Origin of the sequence: Luteimonas flava, assembly GCF_036584485.1 — a bacterium.
In the GTDB taxonomy this organism is placed as follows: Bacteria; Pseudomonadota; Gammaproteobacteria; order Xanthomonadales; family Xanthomonadaceae; genus Luteimonas; species Luteimonas flava.
Genome location: NZ_JAZHBM010000003.1, coordinates 975,306 through 1,001,715, shown reverse-complemented (window position 1 = coordinate 1,001,715; position 26,410 = coordinate 975,306). Strand labels below are relative to the sequence as shown.

The window sequence follows — 26,410 nt, the reverse complement described above, 5'->3', positions numbered from 1 at the left end:
GCAGCGCGCTCGGCCTCCAGATGCTCGGCGTCCTGCGCCACCTGCCCGGCATCACTGTCTTGGTCGAGTGCGATCGACGTGGAATCGGACAGATCGTCCAGCGCATCGATGTCGTCGGGCAGATCGAATTCGAACCGCTCGACCGGCGCTTCGGGTAGGCGGTCGCGCAATGCGCCGACCTGCTCGGCCAGTGCGGTCCTGACCGCGATGCGTGGCTCGGGTGCGTGCAACTGGCGCAGCGCTTCGCGGGCGGCGACGCAGACCGCGTCGAGCACCGGTGTGACATCGGCGTCCGGCGCGGTGCCGGCGGCGACCAGACGACGTGCGTACTCCTCGGCAGGACCGAGCAGCAGGCCGATCGCGGGCACTTCGGCCATCGCGAACGCGCCGTGCATCGTGTGCAGCGCGCGCAGCAGACGCTCGCCGTCGGCGGGTGCGCCGGCATCGATCGCACCGAGCCAGTCGCCGACGGTCTGCAGATGGCCCTGCACTTCGTTGTCGAGGATTTCAAGCAGCAGCGCGTCGACGGACGCGGGCACGGTCTCGATTTCGTCCGACGCCGCGACGGGCGCCGCCTCTGCGATGTCGGACGTCGCGTCGTCGGCACTCGCGACCGGCGCGACGTCGGATTCGACTCGCACCGGCACCGGCGCGTCTTCGAGATCGACCTCTACGGTATCGGCGGCCATCACGAGCGCCGCGGGCTGCACCGGCAAGGTGTCGTCGCCGGCGGCGATGCGCGCCGCATTGGCCTGCATGGTGTCGAGATCGGCGCGCAGCGTGGCTTCGCCGCGCAGCACCGCCTGCAGTTCGGGCAGCGCATAGAACGCCTGGTCGACCATCTCGACCACGGCAGGCGTGGCCGGGCGACCGTCGATGACGCGGTTGAGCATGGTCTCGATCGACCAGCTGAACTCGCCGAGCGCCTTCGCGCCGACGAGTCGACCGCTGCCCTTGAGCGTGTGGAACACGCGCCGGATCGGACGCACGAGTTCGATGTTGTCCGGCTGCGCGCGCCACGGCGGCAGCAGCGCGTCGAGATTCTCGATCTCGCCGGCGAATTCCTCGAGGAACACCTCGCGGATCTCGTCGTCGATCTCGTCGCCGACGTCCTCGAAGCCACCGGCGACATTGCGCGCCGGCGTGGGCGCCGGTGTCTGCGAGGGGGAGGTGTCCACCGACACCGGAGCGGGCGCCTGCTCGCGCTCGGCCACCGGTGGCTCCCACACCTCGATGCCGCGGGCGAACTGGTCGAGGTGGAAGCCGGCCGTCGCACTGTCGGCCTCGTCGAACGGGTTGTCGTTGACCACGGTCTCGTGCGCGACGCTCGCTTCCGGCAGCGGCCAGTAGCCGAGCGCTTCCAGCGAGCTGCGCGCGATGTCGAGAATGTCGGCGCGGTTCGGGCGCTGCTCGCGCAACGCTTCGAGGTAGTACTCCAGGCTCGCCAGCGCATCGGCGAAGGTGTCGAGCTGGCGGCCGTTGGGCACGCGCTGACGCGCGATCAGTTCGCGTTCGGCATACAGGCGCACGCCGGCCAGATAGCTCGCGGCCTGTGGCAGTTCCAGCATCGCCAGCGCACCGCCGACCTCGGCCAGCAGACGCGGCACTTCCTGCAGTTCGGCGTGATCCCAGCTGGTCTCGACGAACGCGACCAGCGCCTGACGCGCGTCGGAGAAATTGGCGATCGCCTCGCGGACCAGCACCGCCATCGACTGCTGCGCCTCGACGGCGAGCGTGTCGTCGGAGCCATCGGTGACCTCGGCGCCGAGACGCGAGACCTGGTCGTCGAGCGTCGCATCGACGTAGAGCAATGCGCCGGCGACGTCGAGCAGCGTGTCCTCGCTGGCCGGCATGGCACCGCCGACGATGCCGCGCATCGTGTCGCGCTGCTGCTGCACCACGGTACGCGCGGCGCCCAGACCGAGCATGCCGAGCGTGTCGGCGACGCCGGCCAGCACGTCGACCTGCGGTTGCAGACCGGCGATGTCGGTCGAGCCGGTGCGCAGATGCAGGTCCAGCGCGTCCTTGACCCGCAGCAGGTCCTCCTTGACCGCGGCGGCGACGGTGCCGAGCAGCGCGCGGTTGCGGCCACCCAGACTGCCGCGCGCGTGTTCGAGTTCGGCCTCGCTCGGCAGTTGCGCCTGCAGGTCGAAGGCATCGCGCAACGCGTCGAGCGCGGGATGCGCGGCGTCGCTGTGGGCGACGTGATACAGCAGCTGACGCGTGGGTTCCTGTGCACCGTCGGCGAGCGTCGCGTCGAGACGCGGCGCCTGCGCGTACTGGCGCACTTCGCGTTCGACGCCGGCGAACACCTGGCGCAGCGTGGGATGCAGGGCCGGCGCGAACGCGCCATCGGCCAGTGCGTCGGCAACGCGCGAGGCGACCCACAGCATGCGGCGCTGGGTTTCGGTGCCGGCCTGTGCGGCCAGTGCAGACAAACCGGTCACCAGCGCGCCGGTATCGCCGGGGCTGCCGGTCGCGGGCCAGGCCTGCAGCGCGACGCGCAACTGGCGCAGCGCGGCGTCTGGGTCGATACCGGCATCTTCGACCGGCGCGGTGTCGGGCAACGCACGCGCCAGATCCGGGGCGAACAGGATGCTTTCGCTCAGGCCGGTTTCGCCGCGCGCGGCGCGCAGCTCGTTGAGCAGCGGCAGCAGTACGATCGGAATGTCGCGGTGCCCGCCCTGCAGGCGTTCGAGGTAATCGGGTAGCAACAGCATGCCGCGCAGCAGCGCAGCCGAGGCGATGTCACGGTCGGCGGTCGCGTCGTCGCGAAGCGCATCGGCCAGCCGCTCCATTTCCTCGACGACCATCGCCGGCGCGTACAGCTCGACCATGCGCAGCGTGCCCTGCGCCTGGTGCAGATACCCGGCGCACAGGCGCATGCGGCCCGGATCGTCCGGTGCTTCGACGAAGCCTTCCAGTTCGATGCGTGCCTGGCGCAGCACTTCGTCCAGCTCCGGCTTGATCCAGCCGAGCATGGTGTGGTCGATGGCATCGCGCAGACCGCTCATGCGGCGGCTCCGCGAAGGGCGCCGCGCGCGTCAGCGCGAATGAAACAGACGGTCATGGAATCCGTTCCGTGGCTCAGGCCGGCAGCTTGAAGTCGGCGACCGAGCGACGCAGGTCGGCGGCGAGCTGCGCCAGGTTGCCGATCGACGCCGCGGTCTGGTTCGCGCCCTGCGAGGTCTGCTTGGTGATCGACTGGATCGTGTGCATGGCCGTGGTGATGTTGGTCGCGGCCGAGGACTGCTGGTGCGCGGCCGAAGAAATGCCCTGGATGAGGTCGGCGAGGCTGGTCGAGACGCTTTCGATCTCGCCCAGCGCGGTACCGGCGTCTTCAGCCAGGCGCGCACCGGCGACCACTTCGGAGGTCGTCTGTTCCATCGACGTCACCGCTTCGTTGGTGTCGGACTGGATCGTCTGCACCAGCGTTTCGATGCGGCGGGTCGCATTGGTCGCGCGTTCCGCGAGGCGCTGCACTTCGTCGGCCACGACCGCAAAACCGCGGCCCGCTTCACCGGCGGAGGCCGCCTGGATCGCGGCGTTGAGCGCGAGGATGTTGGTCTGCTCGGAGATGTCGTTGATCAATTCGACGATCGAGCCGATCTCCTGCGAGCTTTCGCCCAGCCGCTTGATGCGCTTCGAGGTTTCCTGGATCTGGTCGCGGATCGAGTCCATGCCGGCGATCGTCTCGCGCACCACGCCCGCGCCCTTGGTCGCGATCTGCACCGAGCGCTGCGCCACGTCGGCCGATTCGGCGGAGTTCTTCGACACCTGGTCGATGCTGACCGCGATCTCATTGATCCGGTCCGACGCGGAGTTGATCTCCTGCTCCTGGTGCTCGGCCGCTTCGGCCAGATGCATCGCGGTGGCCTGGGTTTCCTGCGCGCTGGACGCGACCTGCACCGAGGTGTCGTTGATCGTCTGCACGAGGCTGCGCAGCTGCTCGATCGCGAAGTTGATCGAGTCGGCGATCGCGCCGGTCATGTCTTCGGTGACCGTCGCCTTGACCGTCAGATCGCCTTCGGCGAGCGAACCCATTTCGTCCAGCAGGCGCATGATCGCCTCCTGGTTGCGGTTGTTGAGTTCCATCGTGGTCTCGTAGCGCTCGCGCTGCGCGCGGTTCAGCGAGACGAGCAGACCGGCGATGGCGACCAGCGCGATCAGGCCGGCGACGATGCTGATCCAGATGTTGCCCAGGATGCTGCGGTCGGTCATCGAGCCAAACGCGGTGAAGGCGTTGAACAGCGATTCGCTGTCGGCCAGCAACTGGTCGGAACCGGTCACCAGCGCACCGGCGGCGGCCTGCGCCTGGAACAGCTGCTCGCTGCTGCCGAGTATGGCTTCGAGCTCGGCGCGCATCCGCGCCCAGGCTTCGTCGGCGCGGGTCAGCGCGGCGAGCGCGTTGCCGTTGGTCAGCGCCTGCAGTTCGCGCGACGGGTCGCCCTCGCGCAGACCGGTCATGACCTGCTGGAAATCTTCCGCATTGCGACGCAGACCCTGGCCCGCGATCGCGGCGCCGGCGCCGCCGGCCTGCACCTCGGTCACGCGACGTGCCATGTCGCCGGCGATCACCACCTGGCGCAGCGCCATATAGACCTGCGAGGACGGCGAGCCGCTGCTCGACATCGCACGCACCAGTTCGTCGAGCAGAGCCTGCAGCTGCGGCACGCCCTGGCTGAAGCGCTGGGCCTGGCCGGCGAATGCGGTCACCGCGGCTTCGCTGTCGGCGAGCCGCTGCGCGCTGGCGCCGAGCGGCGTCCAGGTTTCGGTGACCTTGGCGACCGCGCCGGATACGCCCGGCGTATCGCCGTAGCTGGCGTTGAGCTGCTGGATGTCGCCGTCGATCTGCGCGCGCGTGGCCTTGAACGTGGCGAACGCCGCCGCGTTGCCGCGGACCGCGTCGCTGCCCTGGTTGGCCAGCCGCTGGCTGTCCACGCGCAGGTTCGAGGCCGAGGTACTGGCGCCGCCGAGGGCGGACGCCTTCCACGTGCCGTAACCGGTGTTGAGGACCAGGATCGCGCCGGCCACGACCAGCACCACGACCCAGAAGTTCGTGCCGAAGGTGCGACGTTTGATGGCGAGAGTATCGGCGGCTGTGCTCATGCGGGCTGTCCGTTCCTGATGCTGGGTGCGACGGCGGCCATCAGGCCGCGGCGTGTCGAAATTCCGGGGTGCGACCGAGACGTTCGAGGCTGAAGACGCCCCAGGTCGCGTTGGCATGCGCATACGCGCGTTCGACGAAGTGGCCGTAGCGGCCTTCGGCGATGCGGTCGGCCGAGACCTCGTCTTCCTCGAGGAAACTGCGCTGGCCGAACAGTTCGTCGATCGTCAGCGCGACGTCACCGCCGGGCTGGCGCACGATCAGCACGCGCTGGCTTTCCTGCAGCACCGTGCGCTCGCCCTCCAGGAACTGCTTGAGGTCGACGATCGGCAGCAGGCTGCCGCGGATGTTGGCGACGCCGAGCACCCAGGGCTGCGCGCCGGGCACCGGGGTCACCGGCGGCATCGGCAGGATCTCGATGACCTCGTCGAACGACGAGGCCAGCATGCGCCGGCCGATCCGGTAACCCACGCCGCGCCACAGGCCGGGCGCGTCGAGCTGGTCGGGCAGGCCGATGCTGTGCGCCAGGCTGCGCCGCTCGTACTCGGCCAGAAGTGCGAACGCGCCCGTGGCGGGCGCGTCGACGGATTGCGTGGTGGACATCAGCCCGCCAGAACCGCGTTGACCTGACTGATCAGCGCGTCCTCGGTCGGCGGCTTGACGATGTAGCCCTTCGCGCCTTGGCGCATGCCCCACATCCGGTCCGTCTCCATGCCCTTGGTGCTGATGATGACGATCGGAATGCCGGAGGTTTCGGCGTCCTTGGCCAGCGCACGCGTGGCCTGGAAGCCGCTCATGCCCGGCAGCACCACGTCCATCAGCACGAGGTCGGGGCGCTCGCGCTTGCACGCGATGATGCCGTCCTCGGCGTTGCCCGATGCGGTGACCTCATGCCCGTGGCGTTCCAGCCACTGCGTCAGCACCGCGGTATCGGTCGGCGAATCCTCGATCAACAGGATGCGTGCCATGCCCTGCTCTCCCCTGATCAGGCGGTGACGTGCGTACGGATCGCGTCGAGGAGTTCCTCGCGCGTGAATGGTTTGGTGACGTACTGCTCGGAGCCGACGATGCGGCCGCGGGCCTTGTCGAACAGGCCGTCCTTGGACGACAGCATGATCACCGGCGTGTTGCGGAACACCTGGTTGTTCTTGATCAGCGCGCAGGTCTGATAGCCGTCCAGCCGCGGCATCATGATGTCGACGAAGATGATCTGCGGCTTCTGGTCGGCGATCTTGGCGAGCGCCTCGAAACCGTCGACGGCGGTGACGACGTCGGCCCCTTCGCGACGCAGCAGCGTCTCGGCGGTGCGCCGGATGGTCTTCGAGTCGTCGATCACCATCACCCGCAAGCCATCGAGGCTGCCGGAGGACGGCTTGTCGTCACTGGTCATGCATTCTCCCCTGGTGCGCGGCGCGGGACTTCGCGCGCCGGTGCAGGACGGAGTTATACCGCGGCCCGGCGTCGGCCTGTCAAGATTTTCACGCGCTTTGTGCGCAGCGCCTCGAAATGCGGCGGCGCGGCGCGGGAACGGCCCCTGATAAGATCGTGCGTCCCCTTTCCGCAGGTCGTACGCATGTCCCTGGATGTCGTCGTGGTGATGGACCCGATCGGGTCGATCAAGATCGCCAAGGACTCGACGTTCGCGATGCTGCTCGAAGCGCAGCGCCGCGGCCATCGCCTGCACTACGTGATTCCGGGCGGCCTGGCGATGACTGGCGGCGAGGCAATCGCGCGCACTGCACCGCTGACCGTGCGCGAAGATCCGGACGACTGGTACACCCTCGGCACCCCCGCGCTGCGCCGCTTCGGCGACGGCGATGTGGTGCTCATGCGCAAGGACCCGCCGGTCGATCCGGAGTTCGTCGGCGACACGCAGATCCTCGGCGTGGCGCAGCGGCAGGGCGCGATGATCGTGAACGATCCGCAGGGCTTGCGCGACATGAACGAGAAGCTGGGCGCGCTGGCATTTCCGCAGTGCTGCCCGCCGACGCTGGTCAGCCGCGATGCGGCGTCGCTGAAGGTCTTCGTCGCCGAACACCGCGACGCCGTGCTCAAGCCGCTCGACGGCATGGGTGGTCGCTCGATCTTCCGCGCCGTCGCCGGCGACGCCAACCTCAACGTGATCCTGGAAACGCTGACCGACGGCGGCCGTCGTCTGGCGATGGCGCAGCGCTATCTGCCGGAGATCGTGGATGGCGACAAGCGCATCCTGCTGATCGACGGGGTGCCGGTCGACTATTGCCTGGCGCGGATTCCGCAGGGCGACGAGTTCCGCGGCAACCTCGCGGTCGGCGGCCGCGGCGAGGCGCGTCCGCTGAGCGAGCGCGACCGCTGGATCGCCGCGCAGGTCGGCCCGGCGCTGGCCGCACGCGGCATGCGCTTCGTCGGTCTGGATGTCATCGGCGACTGGCTGACCGAGGTCAACGTCACCAGCCCGACCTGCATCCGCGAGATCGATGCGGCCTACGGCACCAATATCGCCGGCCTGCTGTTCGACGCGATCGAGCGCGGCCCGGTCGCGACGCACACGCCCTGACGCGCATCGCGCCGCCGACGATGCAGGCCGCCCCGCCGCCTCCGCAGATCGACGACGGCGCGCGCCTCGGTGCGACGTTCGTCCTGTCGCTGCTGGTGCACGGCCTGCTGGTGCTGGGCATCGGCTTCGCGACCGAAGACGCCGCGCCGGTGATGCCGACGCTGGACGTGATCCTGACCGAGACCACGAGTCCGCTGACCCAGGCGCAGGCCGACTTTCTCGCCCAGGCCAGCAACCAGGGCGGCGGCGAGCACGAGCAGACCAACCGCCCGCGCGAGGCGCAGATCGGCCAGGTGCCGCAGGACACGACCGGCGTCGCTCCGATGGAACTGCGCGCGCAGTCGCCGGATGCGCAGCCACCGCCGCTCGACCGCGTGGTCGCCAGCACCCGCGGCGAGACCGCGCTGCCGGTCGAAGATCCCACCACGCAGACCGATCCCTCGACGCTGCCGCGCGGGCCCGAGAAGATCGAGCGCGATCTGGAAATGGCGCGGCTCGCGGCCGAGATCCACATGCGCTCGGAGCGCTACGCGCGCCGGCCCAAGCGCAAGTTCGTCTCGGCGAGCACGCAGGAATACGCCTACGCCGCCTACCTGCGGCAATGGGTGGACCGCGTGGAGCGCGTCGGCAATCTCAACTATCCCGACGAAGCGCGGCGCCGGCAGTTGGCCGGCGAACTGGTGATCAGCGTGGCGATCCGCCGCGACGGCTCGGTGGAACGGGCCGACATCATCCGCAGCAGCGGCACCGCGATGCTCGACGACGCGGCGCTGCGCATCGCGCGGCTGGCCGAGCCCTATCCGCCGCTGCCGACGACGGGCGACGAGGTCGACGTGCTCCACGTCACCCGGACCTGGAACTTCCTGCCGGGTGGCGAGCTGATCGACGATCGGTGAGGGGCTGTCGATCTCCGCACACGCGGCCCCTGGCCGAGATCAAGCGCTCCGGGTGAACACGTCCCGGCGATGGCAGCTGGCGTGTAGGCGCGCGCTTGCGCGCGGGGGCAGTCCAGATCGGGCGCCATCGCGCGCAAGTGCGCACCTGCAGATCCTAGAGCTTCCGCCAGCCGAAGCCGTCGCCGGTGCGCCAGAACACGCCGCGCGCCTGGCCGTAGATCGCCGCGGCGGGCACGAAGCCGAAGTAGCGGCCATCGATGCTGGCGCCGCGATGATCGCCGAGCACCAGCACCTGGCCGTCGGGCACCTGCAGTGCCTCGAGATCGGGACCACCGCCGGCATCGAGATTCAGCGTGACCTGCACGTCGCCGAAGTCCTCCGGTGCACCGGGCTGATCGGCGAGCGGTGCGCCGTTGATCGCCAGGCGGCCATCGACGAGATCGACGCGGTCGCCGCCGACGGCGACCACGCGCTTGATCAGGCGGATGCCGTCCGAGGGCGAGCGGAACACGACGACATCGCCGCGCGCCGGCGCATCACCACCCCACACCGCCCACTGGGTGAACGGGACGCGCAGGCCGTAGGCACGCATGTCGACGACGACGCGGTCGCCCGGCAGCAGTGTCGGTTCCATCGAACCGCTGGGCACGTAGTAGTGATTGGCCAGCGACGAGCGCGCGACCAGCAGCAGGCCGAGCAGACAGACCAGCGGCAGACCTTCGCGGCGCAGCCAGCCACGCAGGCGTGCGCCACGCTGGCCGGCGCGCCAAGGCGAAGGTGGTGGGGACGTCGCGGTCATGTCGCGCTCTCCATGCAGGTCCTGTCTCAGACCGTGCCCGGCGTGCCGGGTTCCACCGCGCGACGGGACGCGCGCAAGGCGATCTGTTCGACGAGGGTCAGCGCGACGTTGTCGCGCAGGTAGGCGGGTTCGACACGCTCGGGCGCGACTGCTTCCCCGCGTGCAAATGCCGCGGCCGCGATCTGCGCCAGATCGGCCGCGTGCGGCAGCGCAGTTGCGTCGATCCGCGCGAAGCACGCGCCCAGCCGCGACTGCAACGCCCCATCGGCGGCCGAGAAGCCGGTACCGACACCTGCCCACGCGGTCGCATCGCCCGGCAGCTCGACGGCGTCGGGCGAGGACACGCGCGCGGCGCCGAGCGCGCGCAGACCATCGGCGTCGTGCACGAATGCCTGGCTGTAGACCTCGCCCATGCGCGCGTCGATCGCCGCCAGGACCTGCGTGCCCGGCGTCGCCTGTGCGCGCATCGCCAGCACTTCCAGCGTGGAGCGCGCGACCACCGGGCGATCCAGCGCCAGCGCGATGCCCTGCACCAGCGCGATGGCCAGACGCACGCCGGTGAATGCACCCGGCCCCCGGCCGACCGCCACCGCATCGAGCTGGCTGCGCGCGATGCCGGCTTCCGCCAGCAACGTCTCGGCCCACGGCAATGCGAGTTCGGCGTGCCGGCGCGGTGCGATCTCGAAGCGCTCCAGCACACGGCCGTCGTCCCAGATGGCGACGGAACAGGCCTCGGTGGCGGTTTCGAACGCGAGCAGTTTCATCGGGACAGGGGGTCGGGAAGCGGAACGGAGGATTCGGACGGCGCGTCCGGCGCCATTGTCGCAGGCACCGGCGCCTCGCGGTTCGCGAAGAACGCGGCGACGGTCGACAGCTCCCGGGTCCGCGGCAGCGGCGGCAGGGAATCGAGGAACACGCCGCCGTAGCTGCGGCCGAGCAGCCGCGGGTCGCACAGCACCAGCACGCCGCGGTCGAATTCCGTGCGGATCAGGCGGCCCACGCCCTGCTTGAGCGCGATCACCGCCTGCGGCAGCTGCTCGTCGCGAAATGGATTGCCGCCCGCGCGGCGGATCGCATCCAGCCGCGCCTCGAACACCGGATCGTCCGGGGCGGCGAACGGCAGCTTGTCGATCACCACGACGCTCAACGCGTCGCCGGCGACGTCGACACCTTCGCGGAAACTCGCCGCGCCCAGCAGCACGCCGTTCCCCGAATCGCGGAAGCGCTGCAGCAGCACGTGGCGCGGCGCCTCGCCCTGCACGAACAGCGGCCAGGGACACGCGCGGCTGCCATCGCGCAGCAGCGCCGCGGTTTCGCGCAGGGCGCGATGCGAGGCGAACAGGAGGAACGCGCGTCCGGCCGAGGCTTCGAGCACCGGGAGCACCGCATCGACGACGGCACGCGTGTAGTCCTGCGCCGACGGTTGCGGCAGCTTCGGCGGCAGATAGCACAGCGCCTGGTGCGGCCAGTCGAATGGGCTCGGCGTCAGCAGGGTCTGCGGCGCTTCGATGCCCAGGCGCTCCGCGATGTGGTCGAAGTGGCCATCGACCGCCAGCGTCGCCGAGGTGAAGATCCACGCCGCGCCCGAGGCTTCCCGATGCGTGCGCAGCGGTGCCGAGACATCCAGCGGGGTGCGCTGCAGGCGGAAGCCGCGCGGGGTGAGTTCGTACCACAGCACGCCGTCGTCGAGCGGTGGCGAATCGGCATCTTCGACGGGCGGCGCGTCGTCGTCGAACATCGACTCCGCCGCCGCGCTGCCGTCGTTCCAGCGCCGCAGCTTCGTGACGAAAGCTTGCGCGCGCGCGTGACAGCTGTCGAAGCCGGGTGAGGCTTCGCGCAATGGACCGAGCGCATCGCGCAGATGCAGCAGCGCGTCGTCGAGCGCATGCAGCGCGTCCTCGACCGCAGGTTCGTACAGCGCGCGATAGCGGGTGCCACGTGGCGGCAGTCCGTCCATCGCGGTGCGCAGCGCGCTCGTGGCCTCGTCCAGCGCATGTGCCGGGGACTGCAGCACCGGCAACGCGCCGGGCACGTCCTTGCACTCGGCGATCGCGTCGCGCGCCAGCTCGACCAGCGGCCGCGCGCTCATGCCCTCGCCGAAGAACTGCGCGGCGAGTTCCGGCAACTGGTGCGCCTCGTCGACGATGAAGAGCTGCGCCCCGGGGAGGATTTCGCCGAAGCCTTCCTGCTTCAGCGCCAGATCGGCCAGCAGCAGATGGTGGTTGACCACGACCACGTCCGCGGCCTGCGCCCGCTGGCGCGCCTGCACCAGGAAACACTCGCTCCAGAACGGGCAGTCGTTGCCGAGGCAGTTGTCGACGGTCGAGGTGACCAGCGGCAGCAGCGGCGTGTCTTCAGGCAAGCCGTCGAGTTCGGCCATGTCGCCCATGCGCGTGCGCCCGGCCCAGGCAACGATCCGCTGGAACTGATGGATCTGTTCGCGCGAGGCCAGCCGCGGTTCGCCACGCGCCTGCTCGAGGCGATACAGACACAGATAGTTCGCGCGGCCCTTGAGCAGCGCACTGCGCAGGCCGCTGCCGAGCGCATCGCGTACGCGCGGCAGGTCGCGATGGAACAGCTGGTCCTGCAGCGCGCGCGTGCCGGTCGAGACGATCGTCTTCAGCCCCGACAGCAGCGCCGGCACGAGATACGCGAAGGTCTTGCCGGTGCCGGTGCCGGCCTCGGCCAGCAGCGTGGCGCGCTGGTCGATCGCATCGGCCACCGCCATCGCCAGCGATTGCTGGGCGACGCGTGGCCGGAACGCGGGAATCCGTTCCGCCAGCAGGCCACCGGGGGCGAGGGCCTCGCGGCTGCGGTCCGCGAGGCGGGCGTCACGCGTGTCGAGCACGGGCCCGGCCGGTGGCGCGATCAGTAGCGATTGGGCCCGGCGACACGGCAGCCATCGGCCTGACCGCGCGCCTGGGTCGCGCCTTCGGCGTCGCCGGTCGACAGGCGCACCTGTTCGAGGGTGATCCAGTGGCGACGGCACAGCGGACCGACCTGCGCACCGAGCGCGTAGGCGCGTTCGGCCAGTTGCGTGGCCCTGGGCAAATCATTCTGCAGGATCGCCAGTTCCGCGCGCTCCTGCAGCAGTGCGGGATCGCTGTCGACGATCGTCATGGCTTCGTCGAGTGCGGCGACGGCGCCCGCCAGGTCGCCCTGCGCCTCCAGCGTGACCGCGCGTGCGCGCAGGTCTTCGACCATCGGATCGCGCAGCGGCTGCACGGCGAGTTCGCCGTCGCCATCGCCGGCGGATGCACGGATCGTCTGGACCATGGTCGCCGGCGGGATGGTCGAGACCGGCGCGGCGTCTGCGGTGCTCGGCGACGGACTGGCGCAGGCGGCGAGCACGAGCGCGGCCGACAGCGCGGACAGACGGAATGCGAGACGGGACGGATGCATCAGGGCGACTCCTCGACAGGCGGTGCGGGTGCGGGTGCGGGCGCAGGGGCGGGCGGTGCGGTGTCGGCCGGCGGCGCGGCCTCCTCGTCACGGCCGAAGCCGAAGAACTCGCGCCAGCCGCGGCGCTCCTGCTGCACCGGCGCGCCGGTCGCATCCACGAGATTGCCATTCTCGTCGACGAAGGTCTGGTTGGGATCGTAGGTCGGGCACGGCTGGTACGGCGGCGCGTAGCCGGCGACGAAAGCGAATCGACGCGCATCGGGGCAGTCGGCGTCGGTGCTGTTGGACTGCGCGACCCACTGCCATTCGAGACCCGCGTCGCCCACTTCCAGCGGCTTGCTCGGCAGACGCGAGAAGATGCCCGACCACACGCGCATCGCGCCGGTCGCGCCGTAGAGACCGGTCTGCTCGTTCTGGTCGTTGCCGACCCAGACCACGGCCAGATGATCGCCGGTCCAGCCGGCGAACCAGCTGTCGCGGCCGTCGTTGCTGGTGCCGGTCTTGCCGGCGGCGTTGAGCCGGCCGAGGCCGTCGCTGACCAGCTGGCGGCCCGTGCCCGAGGTCACTGCGTGCTGCAGGGCCAGCGTCACCAGACGCGCGGCGATCGCGTCGCCTTCCTGCGCGGGGCGCGGCGCGTTGTCGTACCGGTTGACCACCCGGCCCTGCTCGTCGATCACGCCGCGCACCGCGCGCAGCGGCTGGATCTCGCCCCCGGACGCCAAGAACTGGTAGAGCTGCGCCATCGCATACGGGCTCTGGTCCATCGAGCCCAGCGTCAGCGATGGATTGGGCGTCGCGCGCACGCCGGCGAGCACGTGCACCAGGTCGGCCAGCGCCCGCGCGCCGACGGCCTCGCCGATGCGCACCGTCGCCTGGTTGTAGGAGCGCGCCAGCGCATCGATCATCCGCACCGTGCCGTGACTGCGGCCGTCGGAATTGCCGGGCGACCAGCGCTGTCCGTTCTCCAGCGTGATCGTCACCGGCGAATCGTCGACCCAGCTGGCCAGCGAGTACTGCGCGGGATTGCCGAACGCAAGCAGATACACGAACGGCTTGAGCAGCGAGCCGACCGGGCGGTGGGCCTCGACGACGCGATTGAAGCCGTGCTCGACCGGATCGCGACTGCCGACCGCGGCCACCACTTCGCCCGAATGCACGTCGGTCACGACCAGGCCGGCCTGCAGCGGCGGCCGCTTGCCGGTGCTCAGATCCTTGATCGTGCGTACCGTCGAGCCTTCCGCGTACGCCTGTGCCGACGGCGCCATCGCGGTCATCACCGACAGGCCCGCGCCCTGCAGCTCGCCGGTCGGATAGTCGCGCGCCAGCTGGCGACGCACGAGATCGACGTAGGCGGGGAAGCGGTTCGCGGCGATGCTGCCGGGCGTTTCGGTGACGCCGAGCGGGCGTTTGGCGGCGCGATCATGCGCGGCCTGGTCGATCAGCCCGGATTCGAGCATCTTGCCGAGCACGAAATCGCGGCGCGCGAGCGCGCGTTCCGGATTGCGGCGCGGATCGTAATGCGAGGGCCCGCGGATGATGCCGACCAGCAGCGCGACCTGCTCGGTTTCCAGGTCGTCGAGGCGGCGGCCGAACCAGAATTCAGCACCCGCGGCGACCCCGTGGATCGCCTGCGCACCGCGCTGGCCCAGGTACACCTGGTTGAGATAGGCCTCGAGGATCGGGCCCTTGCCGTAGCGCGCCTCGATCAGCATCGCGTACAGGATTTCGTTGAACTTGCGCGTATAGGTCTGCTCGCGGCCGATGCCGAGCAGACCGCTGCGCGCGAGCTGCTGGGTCAAGGTGCTGGCGCCCTGGCGTGCTTCGCCGGCGCGCATGTTGACCATCGCCGCGCGGACGATGCCGCTCAGATCGATGCCGTGGTGATGCGCGAAGTCCTTGTCCTCGACCGCCTGCAGCGTGTCGGTCAGCAGCTGCGGCACTTCGTCGATGCGCACCAGCCGGCGCTCTTCCTGGCGCTGGCCGTAGAGCGTGGCGATACGCGCCGGATCCATGCGCGCGACCTTGAGCGCGCGCTCGCCGTCGCCATCGCGCAGCCGCGACACGCGTCCGCCCGACAGCGACAGCTGCACACGACCGGGCGCGACCGCGCCGTCGACATCGCGATAGCCGCGGCTGGAGATCGTCCAGCGCCCGCCCTCGCTCGCATACGTGCCCGGCTTGACGCCGTCGCCTTCGCGATAGCCCGCCGCATCGAGCTCGGTCTTGAGCGTCGCGGCGTTCATCGCGACGCCGGGCGTGATCTGCAGCGGACGTGCATAGACGCGCGTCGGCACCTGCCAGGTCAGCGCCCCGAACTTCTCGCTGACCTGATGGTTCAAGTACAGCGTGTAGGGAATCAGGAATCCCAGACCGAGACCGACCAGTGCGAGCACCGCGGTGACCGCGCGCCGACGCCAGGCGGGCGGCGCGTCGTCGTTCAGATCGTCGGTGTCGTCGTCTTCGTAATCGATCCGGGCCATGGAATTCCTGCACCCGCGGCGGCGGGTCGATGTGGATGCCACAATAGCGCCGGGCAGTCTATCCCAGCGCTCCGGCGCGGACCGCAGGCCGCCTCCCGAACAGTCAGCTGGAGTTACGAACGCATGTCGTTTTCCCTGGCGGGCGCGCGGTTCCAGTTGGAACGCGCGCTCGGCCTGTGCCGCCGCGGCCTGGCCAGTCTGCGCACCCGCGGCCCTGCCGCGACGTGGCAGCGTGTCAGCGCGCAACTGGGGCTCTTCGCGCCCGCTTCGGCCGATGTGTTGCTGGCAGCGGACACGTCGCCATTCGCGCCGTTTGCCCTGCCCGTCTCCGACGCGCCCGACGTCAGCATCGTCATCCCGGTGCATGGCCACGTCGACCAGACGATCGCGTGCCTGCGCGCGATCGCAGCACACCCGCCGCGCACGCTGATCGAAGTGATCGTCGTCGACGATGCGAGTCCGGACGACACGCGCGCGCTGCTGGCGCAGGTCGATGGGCTGCGCCTGCACGCGTTGCCGGCGAATCTCGGTTTCATCGGCGCGAGCAACGCGGGCGCCGCGATCGCACGCGGTCGTTTCCTGCTGTTCCTCAACAACGACACCGTGCCCCAGCCCGGCTGGCTGGATGCATTGCACGCGACCTTCGATGCGCACGCCGACGTCGGCATCGTCGGCGCGCAGCTGGTGTACCCCGACGGTCGTCTGCAGGAGGCCGGCGCGATGCTCGCGCGCGACGGACGTGGGGAAAGCCGGGGCCGGTTCGCCGATCCCACGCATCCCGCATTCGCCTGGTGTGCGGACGTGGACTACGTGTCCGGCGCGGCACTGATGGTCGAACGCAGCGTGTTCGAACGCCTCGACGGATTCGATCCGCGCTATGCGCCGGCCTACTACGAAGACACCGATCTCGCGTTCCGCGTCCGCGATGCCGGGCTGCGCGTGCTGGTGCAGCCAGTCGCGCGCGTGGTGCACTTGGAAGGCCTCAGTGCGGGCACCGATCCGACCCAAGGCATGAAGGCCGCGCAGGCGCGCAACCTGCCGGTGTTCGAAGCGCGCTGGCGTGACGCACTCGCATCGCGACCGGTCGATCCCGTCGCCGCTGGACAAGTGCCGCGCCCCGGTACGCCACAGGTGCTGATCGTCGACAACCTCACGCCCAGCCCGGACCGCGATTCGGCGTCGTTGCGGCTGGTCAACCTGATGCGGCTGCTGCGCGAGGCCGGCGCGCACGTCGTGTTTCTGCCCGCGGACCGACGGTTTGCGGGCGATGCGACACGCGACCTGCAGGCGCTCGGCGTCGAGGTCTGGTATGACCCGCAGGCCGGGGGTGTCGCCCGCTGGATGCGCACGCATGGCGGCCGCTTCCAGCGCGTGCTGCTGTGCCGCCACTACATCGCGCGCGAATTCCTGCCGCTGGTGCGTGCGCACGCGCCGCAGGCGCGCGTCGTGTTCGACAGCATCGATCTGCATTACGTCCGCGAGCAGCGCGGCGCGGACGTCGCGCAGGACGCCTCGTTGGCGCGCGCCGCCGCACGCACGCGCTCGCTGGAGCTGGAGGTCATCGCGCGAAGTGACCACACCCTCGTGGTCAGCGCGGCCGAGGCCGAAGTGCTGTCCAGCGATGCGCCGGATGCGCGCGTCACCGTGCTGTCGAATCTGCACGAGGTTGCGGGTACGGGCGCGGCATTCGCCGAGCGGCGTGATCTGGTCTTCGTCGGCGGTTTCCGTCATCCACCCAACGTCGATGCGATGCGCTGGTTCCTCGGCGAGGTGTTCCCGCGCATCAGAGCCGCGCTGCCGGACGTGAATTTCCACTGCATCGGCGGCTACGTGCCCGACACCATCGCCGCGTTCGCGGATGCGCCCGGCGTGCGCATCCATGGCCACGTGCCGGACATCGCGCCCTATATGGAGGGCTGTCGCATCGCCGTCGCACCGCTGCGCTTCGGTGCGGGCGTGAAGGGCAAGGTCAATCTGAGCATGGCACACGGCCAGCCGGTCGTCGCGACGCCGTGCGCGGCCGAAGGCATGCACCTGCGAGATGGGGAGGATGTGTTGCTGGCCGGGGACGCGGCGGCCTTCGCGGATGCCGTGATCGCGCTGTACGGCGACGAAGTGTTGTGGGCCCGCCTCGCCCGCAATGGGCTCGCAAACGTGCAGGCGCATTTCTCGATGGACGCGGCGCGCGACACAGTGCGTCGCGTGTTCTTCGACAGCTGATTGCCGGGCAGCCGGCGCTGCGACCGTCGAGGCGCGAGAAAGACAGTCAGCGGTTGATCGACGCCGCGCGCAGCCGGCGCGCGAACTCCGCATGACCGGGTACGCCGGCGTCGACATCGCGCGCCGATGCGAGCGCGGCCTCCGCGCCGGCGAGATTGCCCGCGCCCAGACGCTCGTCGCCGATCGCCAGCCAACGCTGCGCCAGCCGGCGCCTTGCTTCGCGCACGGCGCTGCCTGCGTCGCCGAGCACTTCGCGGGCATCGAGGCAGGTGCGCGCGCGCGCCAGACTGTTCGCGCGCAGGCCGGCATCGAAGCATTGCCGGGCCGACGGCAGCAGACGCGACGACGCGCGCGCAACCGCCGCGTCGTCCGGCGCCACCAGACGCGCGGCCCGGATCTTGTCGTAGGCACTGTCGCCGGGCGGCGTCAGCAGATCGCCGCGTGCTTCGGCGGCAGCGGCCTGACGCAACAGGGTGTCCACACGCTGGCGACGTTGGGCAGGCGGCAGTTGCGGTCCGAGGCGCGCATGGCGCGCGCGTGAGCGCTCGACGTGTTCGCCGGCCACGCGCACGGCATCGCTGTCGGCCGCGAGCGCGCGGGCTTCGCGCAGTTGCGCGTCGGCATCGGCGAAATTGAAGTCGCGCGCGAAGCGCTCCGCGCGGGCCGCGTAGGCAGCGCCGGCATCGTGCAAGCCGCGTTGCGCGCGCGCATCGGCCGGGTCGAACGCGAGCAACGTGCGCCACTCGGCGACCGCGCGTTCGACGTGGCCCGTTTCCAGACTGCGTGCGGCGCGACGGCGCAGCGCATCGAGTTCTTCGGTCAGGCGCGCATCGGTGTCGGGGAGGTCGACGTGGCCGGCATCGTATTCGCGGACGCGTGCGATCAGGTCGGCCGCTTCGCGCAGGCCGCCTTCGCGAAGACGCCGCCGCGCATCCTCCAGCAGCGACGCCAGCGCATCCTCGCGACCGCGCAGGGCGTCGGCATTGTCGGGCTGCAGCGCCAGCACGCGGCGATACAACGGCAACGCACTCTGCTCCCCTGCGTCGAGGACGCCAGCCGCCTGCGCGGCCTGCGCCTCGGCGACCAGGCGATCGAGCCCGGCACCGGCCGCTTCCCGCTGACGCAGCGCGTTCGTCACCGCATCGACGTGCTCGCGCGGCGCCGAGAGTTCGTTGGCGAGTCGCAGCGCCGCGTGCGCGTCGTCGAAACGGCCCGCCTCGACCGCGGCCGCTGCCTGCACCACCGCCGCGCGCGCGACCTCGGCCAGACCCGCGCGCGGACGTACGTCGTCGGGATCGAGCGCGAGCGCGGCTTCGTAGAGTTGTCGGGCGCCGTCGCCATCGGGCGTGCTCAGGCGCCCGGCGGCGGTCGCGACTGCAGCCTCGTCGAGCAGCGCCTGCGCGCGGGTTTCCGGCCACAGCCGGTCGACCAGGAACAGGCGGACCAGCACGACCAGGACCACCACGAGCCCGAACACACCGGCCGCGATCCACCACCCGCGTCGACGCTGCAGTGCCTCGGCCGCCGAGGCGCGCGCGCGCGATGACGCACGCGCCAGACGCTCGCGCGGGGGCGGTGCGGGATGATCAGGCATGTCGGATTCGCGTCGCACGCGGCGCAGTATGGAAGCCCCCAATGAACGGGCGCGTCACCGGCGCGCGGCGTCCACGCCGGGCATCCCGTCGAGCTTGCCGAGCAAACGCGCGAGCTGGCCGTAATCCGCGACCCGCACGCGCAGTTGCAAGCGCACGCGTGACAGCCCGAGCGACTCGCTCTGGATCGAAAGCACGTGCACATCCTCCTGCGCGATCGCGTTGCTCAGATCCTTGAGCAGATGCCGGCGATCGACGGCCTCGACGACGATGTCCGATGCATGGCCGCCACTGGCGCGCCCCCACTCCACAGGCAGCACGCGCTGCGGCTCGTGCGCCGACAGCCGCAGGAAGGCCGGGCAATCGCGGCGGTGCACGGTCACCCCGCGCGCGCGGGTCAGGTACCCGGCGATCGGCTCGCCCGGCACCGGCCGGCAGCAGCGCGCGACCTGCACCAGCAGATTGTCGACGCCGACCACGTGGAATTCGGAGTCGGCGGCCTTGGGCAGGCGTCGCGGTTGCCGCAGCGGCAGCGTCGGCGTGGCGTCGTCGGCCGGCGCCTCGCGTTCGCGCTCCAGCTCCAGCAGTGCACGGCCCACCTGGTTCGGACCGACGTCGCCGAGCGCGACCAGCACGTGCAGGTCTTCGACGGTGGCGACGTTGAAGCGCGACAGCACCGGCGCGAGATCCGCCTGCAGCAGGCCGAGGCGGCGCAGGTCCTTGTCCAGCAGCTCGCGACCGGCCTGCAGGTTGCGCGCACGGTCGAGCTTGTGGAACCAGTTGCGGACCTTCTCGCGCGAGCGCGCACTGGCCAGGAATCCATTGGACACGACCAGCCAGTCGCGACGCGGCGACGGCGTCTTCGCGGTCAGGATTTCGACCCGCTCGCCGCTGTGCAGCACGTAATCCAGCGGCACGATGCGACCGTCGACCTTGGCGCCGCGGCAGCGGTGCCCGACCATCGTGTGCACGTGGTAAGCGAAATCCAGCGGTGTCGCACCCTGTGGCAGATCGACGATCTCACCCTTGGGCGTCAGCACGAAGACCCGGTCTTCGACAAGTTCCGTACCGAGCGCGCCGGCCAGCGACGGATCACCCTCGCCCGCCGGTTCGGTGTGTGCGTCGAGCAGACGGCGCATCCATTCGATCCGTCGCTCCAGCGCGGCATCGCCGGCCGACGACGAGCGCTGCGAGCCGCCGCTTTCCTTATAGCGCCAGTGCGCGGCGACGCCCAGTTCGGACGCCTCGTGCATCTCGCGGGTGCGGATCTGCACCTCCAGCGTCTTGCCGTCCGGCCCGACGACCGCGGTGTGCAGCGAGCGATAGTCGTTGTGCTTGGGCCGGGCGATGTAGTCGTCGAACTCGCTGGGGATCGGCGTCCACAGCGCATGCACCACACCGAGCGCGGCGTAGCAGGCGGGAATGTCGTCGACCAGCACGCGCACGGCCCGCAAATCGTAGAGTTCGCCGATCGGCACCTGCTTGCGCTGCATCTTCTTCCAGATGCTGAAGATGTGTTTGGGCCGGCCCGCGACCTCACCGCGCACGCCCTGCGCGGCCAGCGCTTCGCCGAGCTGCACGCGGACCGCCTCGATGTGGCGCTCGCGCCCGGTGCGCTTGTCGTCAAGCAGGCCCGCGATGCGGCGATAGGTGTCCGGTTCTAGATAGCGGAACGCGAGGTCTTCGAGCTCCCACTTCAGCTGCCAGATGCCGAGCCGGTTCGCCAGCGGCGCGTGGATGTCGCGGGTCAGCGCCGCCAGCGCGCGACGCGCGGCGTCGTTTTCGCTGCGCGCCGCGGCGCGCATCAGCGCCAGCTGCCGCGCCAGCAGCACCAGCACCAGCCGCAGGTCGCGGATCAACGCCAGCAACAGGCGTCGCAGGCCTTCGGGATTGCCTTCGCTCGCGTGCTCGGCATGCAGCGACCAGACCTGGTGCGCGGCGGCCAGCCCTTCGATCAACGGAACGATCGCCGGCAGTCGCGCCACCAGCAGGGGCCGCCACGCGGGCACCGCATCGGCGAGCGCGGTCGCGACGACTTCGACGTCGGCACCGAGCAGACCCAGCGAACCGACGGTGTCCAGCAGCACGGCCGCATCGCCCGCGGCGATCTGCGCCTCGTCCGGCAGCGACGCCAGCAACGCGCGCAACGACGGCCCGGCCGCAGCCATCGTCGGCAGCGCCAGCAGGCGGTCGCGCAGGTTGTCCGGGGGCTCGGGCATCGGCCGCTCGATGCGGGCAGGACGGTCTACACTAGCGGCGCCCCGACCAGAGGAACAGAGCATGCGTGCAGTCCACAGTGTCTTGATCGCGGCGGCGCTTGCCGCAGCCGTGCCCGCATTCGCGCAGCAGACGCGAATCGAGGAGCGCCTGACAGATGCCGAGTTCCGTGCGGCGGGACTGGAAAAGCTCAGCCAAGCCGAACTCGCACGCCTCAACGAACTGCTGGCGCGTGGTGCTGCGCCCTCTGCGGCCGCAGCGGCTACGCCGGACGTCGAAGCGCGCATCGCGCAGGCGCGCGAGGAAGGCCGTCGTGAAGCGTCGGTCGCGGCAGAGACGGCGGTGCGTCCCGCGGAATCGCGCGAGCCGGTCGAGAGCACCATCCCTGGCGCCTTCACGGGCTTCGCACGTGGCCGCGAATACACGCTGGCGAACGGCCAGGTGTGGCGGCAGACCGACAACGCGTCGATCGCGGGCGCACGCGGCCAGGATGTGAATGTCCGACTGCGCCCGGGACTGCTGAGTGTGTGGTGGCTGCAGGTCGACGGCTACAACCGCGAAGCCAAGGTCGAACGCGTTCGCTGACGGCAGATCGTCGCCGCCGTCCGTTCGCTTTCACGATCACATCCGCGCGCTGCTCGACAGGCGCAACTCCTGGAGACACACGATGCGTGCAGTCATCATCGGCATCATTACGTTCGGCCTCACGTTTGCAGGCGCGTCCCACGCGCAGGATTCTTCTATCCAGACCCGCATGGGCGAAGCCGAATTCCAGGCTGCTGGTCTCCAGAAGCTCGATGCAACAGAGCTTGCACGCCTGGATGCCTGGCTCGTGCGCCAGCTTGCCGATGCGTCGACTGCTAGCGCCACGCGCGGCCAGTCTGTTTCCGTTGCGCGCGGAGCGATGGAAGCGACCGAGGTCGACAGCACCCTGGTCCACTCTTTCACTGGATTCTCGAAAGGGCGCGAGTACGTACTGGCCAATGGCCAGGTGTGGCGCCAGACCGACGATGCAGCATTGCCCGGCGTCGCGCTCGAGAACGCGGCGGTCCAGATCCGTGCCGCAAGATTCGGCGGTTGGTGGATGAAGGTGCACAACTACAACACCCGGGCGCGCGTCGAACGCATCAAGTAAGCGCCGCCACCCGCGTCGCCAGTTTCTTCGGCGACACGCCGCCTTTCGCGCCCAGCTCCTGGGCAAACAGCGACACCCGCAACTCTTCGATATCCCAGCGCAGCGCCTGCCAGTCGGGCGCATCGCTGCGGCCGCGCGCAGCGGCTTCGGCGAGGGCGTCGACGAAGGGTTTGACGTCGAGCATGCGCTGCTGGTCGCGTTGTGGATCGCGTTGCGCCCGTTCGGCGCGCAATGACAACGCATGCAGCCAACGCGCGTATTCCGACAGCGCCGTCGCCGGTACCGTGCGCAGGAATCCCGGCGGCACGAGCGCGTGCAGCTGGGCCTGCATGTCGTCGAGGTTCGCGCGCGCCCAGCCCATCAGCTTCGATTCGAGCTTCGCGCGCACGTCGGCGACGCGATCGAGAATGGCCTCCGCCTGCTGCAGGCGCGCCATCGCCTCGCCGAACAGCGCCTTGCCGACGGCGTCACGATGCGCGGCGAACGCATCGGCATCGCGGATCGTCTCGAGTCCGTCGGTGAGCAGCGCGGCGAGCGCACCGTCGACGAGATCCTCGCGCAGACGGTCGCCCGGCTTGCCGTCGCGCGGCGCGGCCGATTCGATCGCGGCGTAGAGCAACGCTGTTTTCGGCGCGACCGGCAACTGCTTGCGCGCATGCCGCACGCGATCCGCCAGTGCGATCGTCAGCAGGCGTCGCACGCCCTGTGGATGCAGGCGTCGCGCGTGCGTGGCATCGGCATGGACCGCGAGCGACGCACTGTCGCCATCGTCCTGCAGAGCGGGATAGGCCGGCAGGCCGCCGGCGCCGGGAATCGACACCGGAACCGGCGTCTCCGGAAACGTGGTCAGCCCCCCCTGCTGCAGACCGTCGGCGGCATGCGACGCGAACGCGCGCGCAGCGCGCTCGCCGAAGCGGCGGCGCAGGTCGTCGAGATCGCGCGATTCGGCGAGCACCGTCGCGCTCTTGCGGTCGCGACCGGTGTCGACGAGACGCAGGTTCGCGCGCAGATGCGGCTCCAGAGCAGCCTCGTCGAAATCCGACGCGGTGATGTCCACGCCGGCGAGCTTCTTGAGGAATCGCGCCAGTGTGCCGGTGAACGCGTCGGCATCACCTTCGCGCCAGGCCTGCGCGAAGGCGCGTGCGAAATCCGGCGCCGGCACGAAATTGCGGCGCAGTGCCTTGGGCAGGCTGCGGATCAAGGCCGCCGCCTTGTCCTCGACGAAGCCGGGCGCCAGCCATGACAGTCGAACCGGATCGATGGCGTTGAGCAGGTGCAGCGGCACCGAGACGGTCATGCCGTCGTCGACCGCGCCCGGCTCGAAGCGGTACGACACGGCGAGCCGCGCGTCGCCGAGCGCAATGAAGGCCGGGAACAGATCGGCGTCCACGCCATCGGCGACCAGCAGATCGTCGCGGCTCCACGCCAATGCCTGCTTCGCCGCCTCGGGCGCCTTGCGCCACCACGCATCCAGCGCCTGCGCCGACAGCACGTCGGCGGGCAGGCGCTGCGCGTACCACTGCGCCATCCAGTCTTCGTCGACGACGAGTCCCGAGCGGCGCTGCTTGGCTTCCTCTTCGCGTGCGCGCTCGAGCGTGCGCAGGTTGCGCTCGACGAACGTCGCGCGTGTGTTGATCTCGCCGGTGACCAGTCCGTCGCGCAGGAACAGCGCGCGTGATTCGTCCGGATACAGCCGCCCGTAATCGACCGGCTTCTTCGGTGCGAGCACCAGACCGAACAGGCTGATCTGTTCGCTGCCGACCACGCGCCCCTGCGAGCGCGACCAGCGCGGGTCGTGGTGGCGCCTCGCCAGCAAGTGATCGAGTTCACTGATGACCCAATCGGGCTCGATCGCGGCGTTGGTCAGTGACCAGACCTTCTCGGTATCGAGCAACGTCGCAGACAGGACCCACGGCGGCGGCTTCTTCGACAGCGGCGAGCCGGGAAACAGCTGGAAGCGCCGTCCGCGCGGACCTTCGTACTGGCCGGACACGCGGCCCCCGCCACCAGGGTCGGCGCGATGGCCGACCTGGGTCGGCAGACCGGCGATCAACGCGCGATGCAGCGCGATGAATGCCGCTGCGTCCGCCTTTGCCGCCATGCGCGGATCGGCGTCCACGACGGCGGCGTCGCGTGCTTCGATCGACCAGCCCAGATCCTCGCACTGCAGCCGCAGCTGGCGATGCAGTTCGCGCCACTCACGCATGCGCAGGAAGCCGAGGAAATTACGGTCGCACCATTTGCGCAGCTGCGACTGGGTGAGGTCGGCGTGCGCCTGCCGGTAGCCGTCCCACAGTTTCACGATGCCGACGAACTCGGACTTCGGATCGGCGAATTGCGCGTGCGCCGCATCGGCCGCGCCGCGCTGGTCGGACGGCCGCTCGCGCGGATCCTGGATGCCGAGGAACGAGGCGATCGCGAGCATCGCATCGAGACAGCCATGCGCACGCGCGGCGACGAGCATGCGCGCGAGCTTGGCGTCGACCGGCAGCTTCGCCATCGTGCGGCCGGTCGCGGTGAGCCGGCGTTCGCCGTCGATCGCGCCGAGCTCGGCGAGCTGCTGCCAGCCGTCGGCGACCGCGCGCGGATCCGGCGGCTCGACGAACGGGAAGGATTCGATATTGCCCAGGCTCAGCGAGAGCATCCGCAGGATCACGCCCGACAGCGATGCGCGGCGGATTTCGGGGTCGGTATAGGCCGGACGCGAGGCGAAATCCGCTTCCGAGAACACGCGGAAACACGTACCCGGCGCGATACGGCCGCAACGCCCCTTGCGCTGGTCGGCGCTGGCCTGGCTGACCGGCTCGATGTGCAGACGGTCCAGCTTCTGCCGCGGGCTGTAGCGCTTGACGCGTGCGAGTCCCGGATCGACCACGTAGTGGATGCGCGGCACCGTCAGCGAGGTCTCGGCGACGTTCGTCGCCAGCACGATGCGCCGCTGCGGCCCGGGATTGAACACGCGGTCCTGGTCTTTCGCCGACAGCCGCGCATACAGCGGCAGCACTTCGGTGTGCCGGTATTTGCGACGCTCGAGCGCCTGGTGCGCATCGCGGATTTCGCGCTCGCCGGGCAGGAAGATCAGCGTGTCGCCGGTGCCGCGCATCTGCATGATCTCGTCGCAGACCGCCACGATGCCGTCGAGCACGCTGCGTTCGCCCGCGTCGTCGCCTTCGCCGTCCAGCGGGCGGTAACGCACCTCGACCGGGAAGCCGCGACCTTCGACATCGACCACCGGTGCGCCGTCGAAATGCTCGGCGAAGCGCGCGGTGTCGATCGTCGCCGAGGTCACGATCAGCTTCAGATCCGGGCGACGGCCAAGGAGCTGCTTCAGATAGCCCAGCAGGAAATCGATGTTGAGGCTGCGCTCGTGCGCCTCGTCGATGATGATCGTGTCGTAGGCCGACAGCCAGCGGTCTGACGCGATTTCCGCGAGCAGGATGCCGTCGGTCATGAACTTGATCGCGGTCGCATCGCTGACGTTGTCGTTGAAGCGGACCTGGTAGCCGACGAGGCCGCCGCTCGGGACCTGCAGCTCTTCGGCCACCCGCTTGGCCACCGTACGCGCGGCGATGCGGCGTGGCTGGGTGCAACCGATCAGACCGGCTGTGCCGCGGCCGGCGGCCAGGCACAGCTTGGGCAGCTGCGTCGTCTTGCCCGATCCGGTCTCGCCGGCGACGACGACGACCTGGTGCGCACGGATCAACGCGACGATTTCCTCGGCCTTGCCGGCGATCGGCAGCACCGGATCGACTTCGGCACGCGGCAGTTGCGCGGCGCGCGTCTCGCGCTGCCGGATGGAGGCCTGCAGGCGCATTTCGAACGCCTCGCGCGCCGACGCATCGCCGGGGGCGCGCCGCCAGCGACCGAGCAGTCCAAGCAGGCGGCCGCGGTCGCGCGTCGACGCGGTTTCGATCGCGGCCTGCGCGTGTTTCAACGCGCCGTTCACCGCCTTGTCGCTGGAATGCTGCGTCACGCCCGAACCCGCCCTCAAGTCACATATCCACAACGGATGCGCCCATATTGTGG

The 26,410-nt window shown here is 70.1% G+C and carries 17 protein-coding genes and 1 pseudogene; 5 read left to right on the top strand and 13 right to left on the bottom strand.

Features of this window, described 5'->3' with window-relative positions; translation table 11 throughout:
* Positions 1 to 830: 830 nt before the first annotated feature.
* The 5 genes and pseudogenes from V3391_RS17870 to pilG form a co-directional block, all read right to left on the bottom strand.
* A pseudogene (locus V3391_RS17870) lies at positions 831 to 2,720 on the bottom strand (FimL-related protein); the annotation flags it as partial.
* A gap of 367 nt (positions 2,721 to 3,087) precedes the next feature.
* A complete protein-coding gene (locus tag V3391_RS16915) occupies positions 3,088 to 5,109 on the bottom strand; it encodes a methyl-accepting chemotaxis protein (RefSeq protein WP_332079594.1) in 2,022 nt (673 codons plus the stop codon).
* Positions 5,110 to 5,149: 40 nt separating this feature from the next.
* Positions 5,150 to 5,710, bottom strand: a complete 561-nt coding sequence (locus V3391_RS16910) for a chemotaxis protein CheW (protein ID WP_332079593.1) — start codon at positions 5,708 to 5,710, stop codon at positions 5,150 to 5,152.
* Positions 5,710 to 6,075 carry a response regulator transcription factor gene (locus tag V3391_RS16905; RefSeq protein ID WP_332079592.1) on the bottom strand — a complete coding sequence of 122 codons (366 nt, stop codon included), beginning with the start codon at positions 6,073 to 6,075 and terminating at the stop codon, positions 5,710 to 5,712. Before V3391_RS16905 ends, V3391_RS16910 begins: the two co-directional genes overlap by 1 nt.
* Positions 6,076 to 6,092: 17 nt before the next feature.
* Entirely contained in the window at positions 6,093 to 6,497 is a 405-nt protein-coding gene (gene pilG / locus V3391_RS16900; protein WP_332079591.1) for a twitching motility response regulator PilG, read from the bottom strand.
* A 183-nt stretch (positions 6,498 to 6,680) separates the two neighbouring features.
* On the opposite strand from pilG, the gene gshB reads away from it, so the two are divergent.
* Positions 6,681 to 7,643: a glutathione synthase gene (gene gshB / locus V3391_RS16895; RefSeq protein WP_332079590.1), complete on the top strand. Its 963-nt coding sequence runs from the start codon at positions 6,681 to 6,683 to the stop codon at positions 7,641 to 7,643.
* 20 nt (positions 7,644 to 7,663) lie between these two features.
* Positions 7,664 to 8,539, top strand: a complete 876-nt coding sequence (locus tag V3391_RS16890; RefSeq protein WP_332079589.1) for an energy transducer TonB — start codon at positions 7,664 to 7,666, stop codon at positions 8,537 to 8,539.
* A 154-nt stretch (positions 8,540 to 8,693) separates the two neighbouring features.
* Here V3391_RS16890 and lepB read toward each other — a convergent pair whose 3' ends face one another.
* Genes lepB through mrcB form a run of 5 tightly spaced genes read right to left on the bottom strand, consistent with a single transcriptional unit; the run spans position 8,694 to position 15,220 of the window.
* A complete protein-coding gene (gene lepB / locus V3391_RS16885) occupies positions 8,694 to 9,338 on the bottom strand; it encodes a signal peptidase I (protein WP_332079588.1) in 645 nt (214 codons plus the stop codon).
* Between the two features lie 26 nt (positions 9,339 to 9,364).
* The gene (gene tsaB, locus V3391_RS16880; protein WP_332079587.1) at positions 9,365 to 10,102 is read right to left on the bottom strand and encodes a tRNA (adenosine(37)-N6)-threonylcarbamoyltransferase complex dimerization subunit type 1 TsaB; all 738 of its coding nucleotides are present in this window, start codon (positions 10,100 to 10,102) and stop codon (positions 9,365 to 9,367) included.
* On the bottom strand, positions 10,099 to 12,186 hold the full coding sequence (gene yoaA / locus V3391_RS16875) for a DNA repair helicase YoaA (protein ID WP_332079586.1): 2,088 nt from the start codon (positions 12,184 to 12,186) through the stop codon (positions 10,099 to 10,101). Before yoaA ends, tsaB begins: the two co-directional genes overlap by 4 nt.
* 20 nt (positions 12,187 to 12,206) lie before the next feature.
* Positions 12,207 to 12,740 (bottom strand): tetratricopeptide repeat protein, encoded by a 534-nt coding sequence (locus V3391_RS16870; RefSeq protein ID WP_332079585.1) that lies wholly within the window; start codon positions 12,738 to 12,740, stop codon positions 12,207 to 12,209.
* Positions 12,740 to 15,220, bottom strand: coding sequence for a penicillin-binding protein 1B (gene mrcB, locus V3391_RS16865; RefSeq protein WP_332079584.1), 2,481 nt, complete (start codon positions 15,218 to 15,220; stop codon positions 12,740 to 12,742). The genes V3391_RS16870 and mrcB overlap by 1 nt, the downstream gene beginning before the upstream one ends.
* A gap of 123 nt (positions 15,221 to 15,343) precedes the next feature.
* On the opposite strand from mrcB, the gene V3391_RS16860 reads away from it, so the two are divergent.
* Positions 15,344 to 17,440 carry a glycosyltransferase gene (locus tag V3391_RS16860; RefSeq protein ID WP_332079583.1) on the top strand — a complete coding sequence of 699 codons (2,097 nt, stop codon included), beginning with the start codon at positions 15,344 to 15,346 and terminating at the stop codon, positions 17,438 to 17,440.
* 46 nt (positions 17,441 to 17,486) lie between these two features.
* Here the strand turns inward: V3391_RS16860 and V3391_RS16855 are convergent, their stop codons facing one another.
* On the bottom strand, positions 17,487 to 19,034 hold the full coding sequence (locus V3391_RS16855) for an ATP-binding protein (protein WP_332079582.1): 1,548 nt from the start codon (positions 19,032 to 19,034) through the stop codon (positions 17,487 to 17,489).
* Positions 19,035 to 19,088: 54 nt separating this feature from the next.
* Positions 19,089 to 21,251 carry a RelA/SpoT family protein gene (locus tag V3391_RS16850; protein WP_332079581.1) on the bottom strand — a complete coding sequence of 721 codons (2,163 nt, stop codon included), beginning with the start codon at positions 21,249 to 21,251 and terminating at the stop codon, positions 19,089 to 19,091.
* Positions 21,252 to 21,312: 61 nt separating this feature from the next.
* Between V3391_RS16850 and V3391_RS16845 the strand changes: the two genes are divergently transcribed.
* Both V3391_RS16845 and V3391_RS16840 read left to right on the top strand, forming a co-directional pair.
* Positions 21,313 to 21,834, top strand: coding sequence for a hypothetical protein (locus V3391_RS16845; protein ID WP_332079580.1), 522 nt, complete (start codon positions 21,313 to 21,315; stop codon positions 21,832 to 21,834).
* A gap of 82 nt (positions 21,835 to 21,916) precedes the next feature.
* A complete protein-coding gene (locus tag V3391_RS16840; protein WP_332079579.1) occupies positions 21,917 to 22,384 on the top strand; it encodes a hypothetical protein in 468 nt (155 codons plus the stop codon).
* Here the strand turns inward: V3391_RS16840 and hrpA are convergent.
* The gene (hrpA, locus tag V3391_RS16835) at positions 22,377 to 26,357 is read right to left on the bottom strand and encodes an ATP-dependent RNA helicase HrpA (RefSeq protein WP_332079578.1); all 3,981 of its coding nucleotides are present in this window, start codon (positions 26,355 to 26,357) and stop codon (positions 22,377 to 22,379) included. The two genes, V3391_RS16840 and hrpA, sit on opposite strands and share 8 nt — an antisense overlap.
* Positions 26,358 to 26,410: the final 53 nt, after the last annotated feature.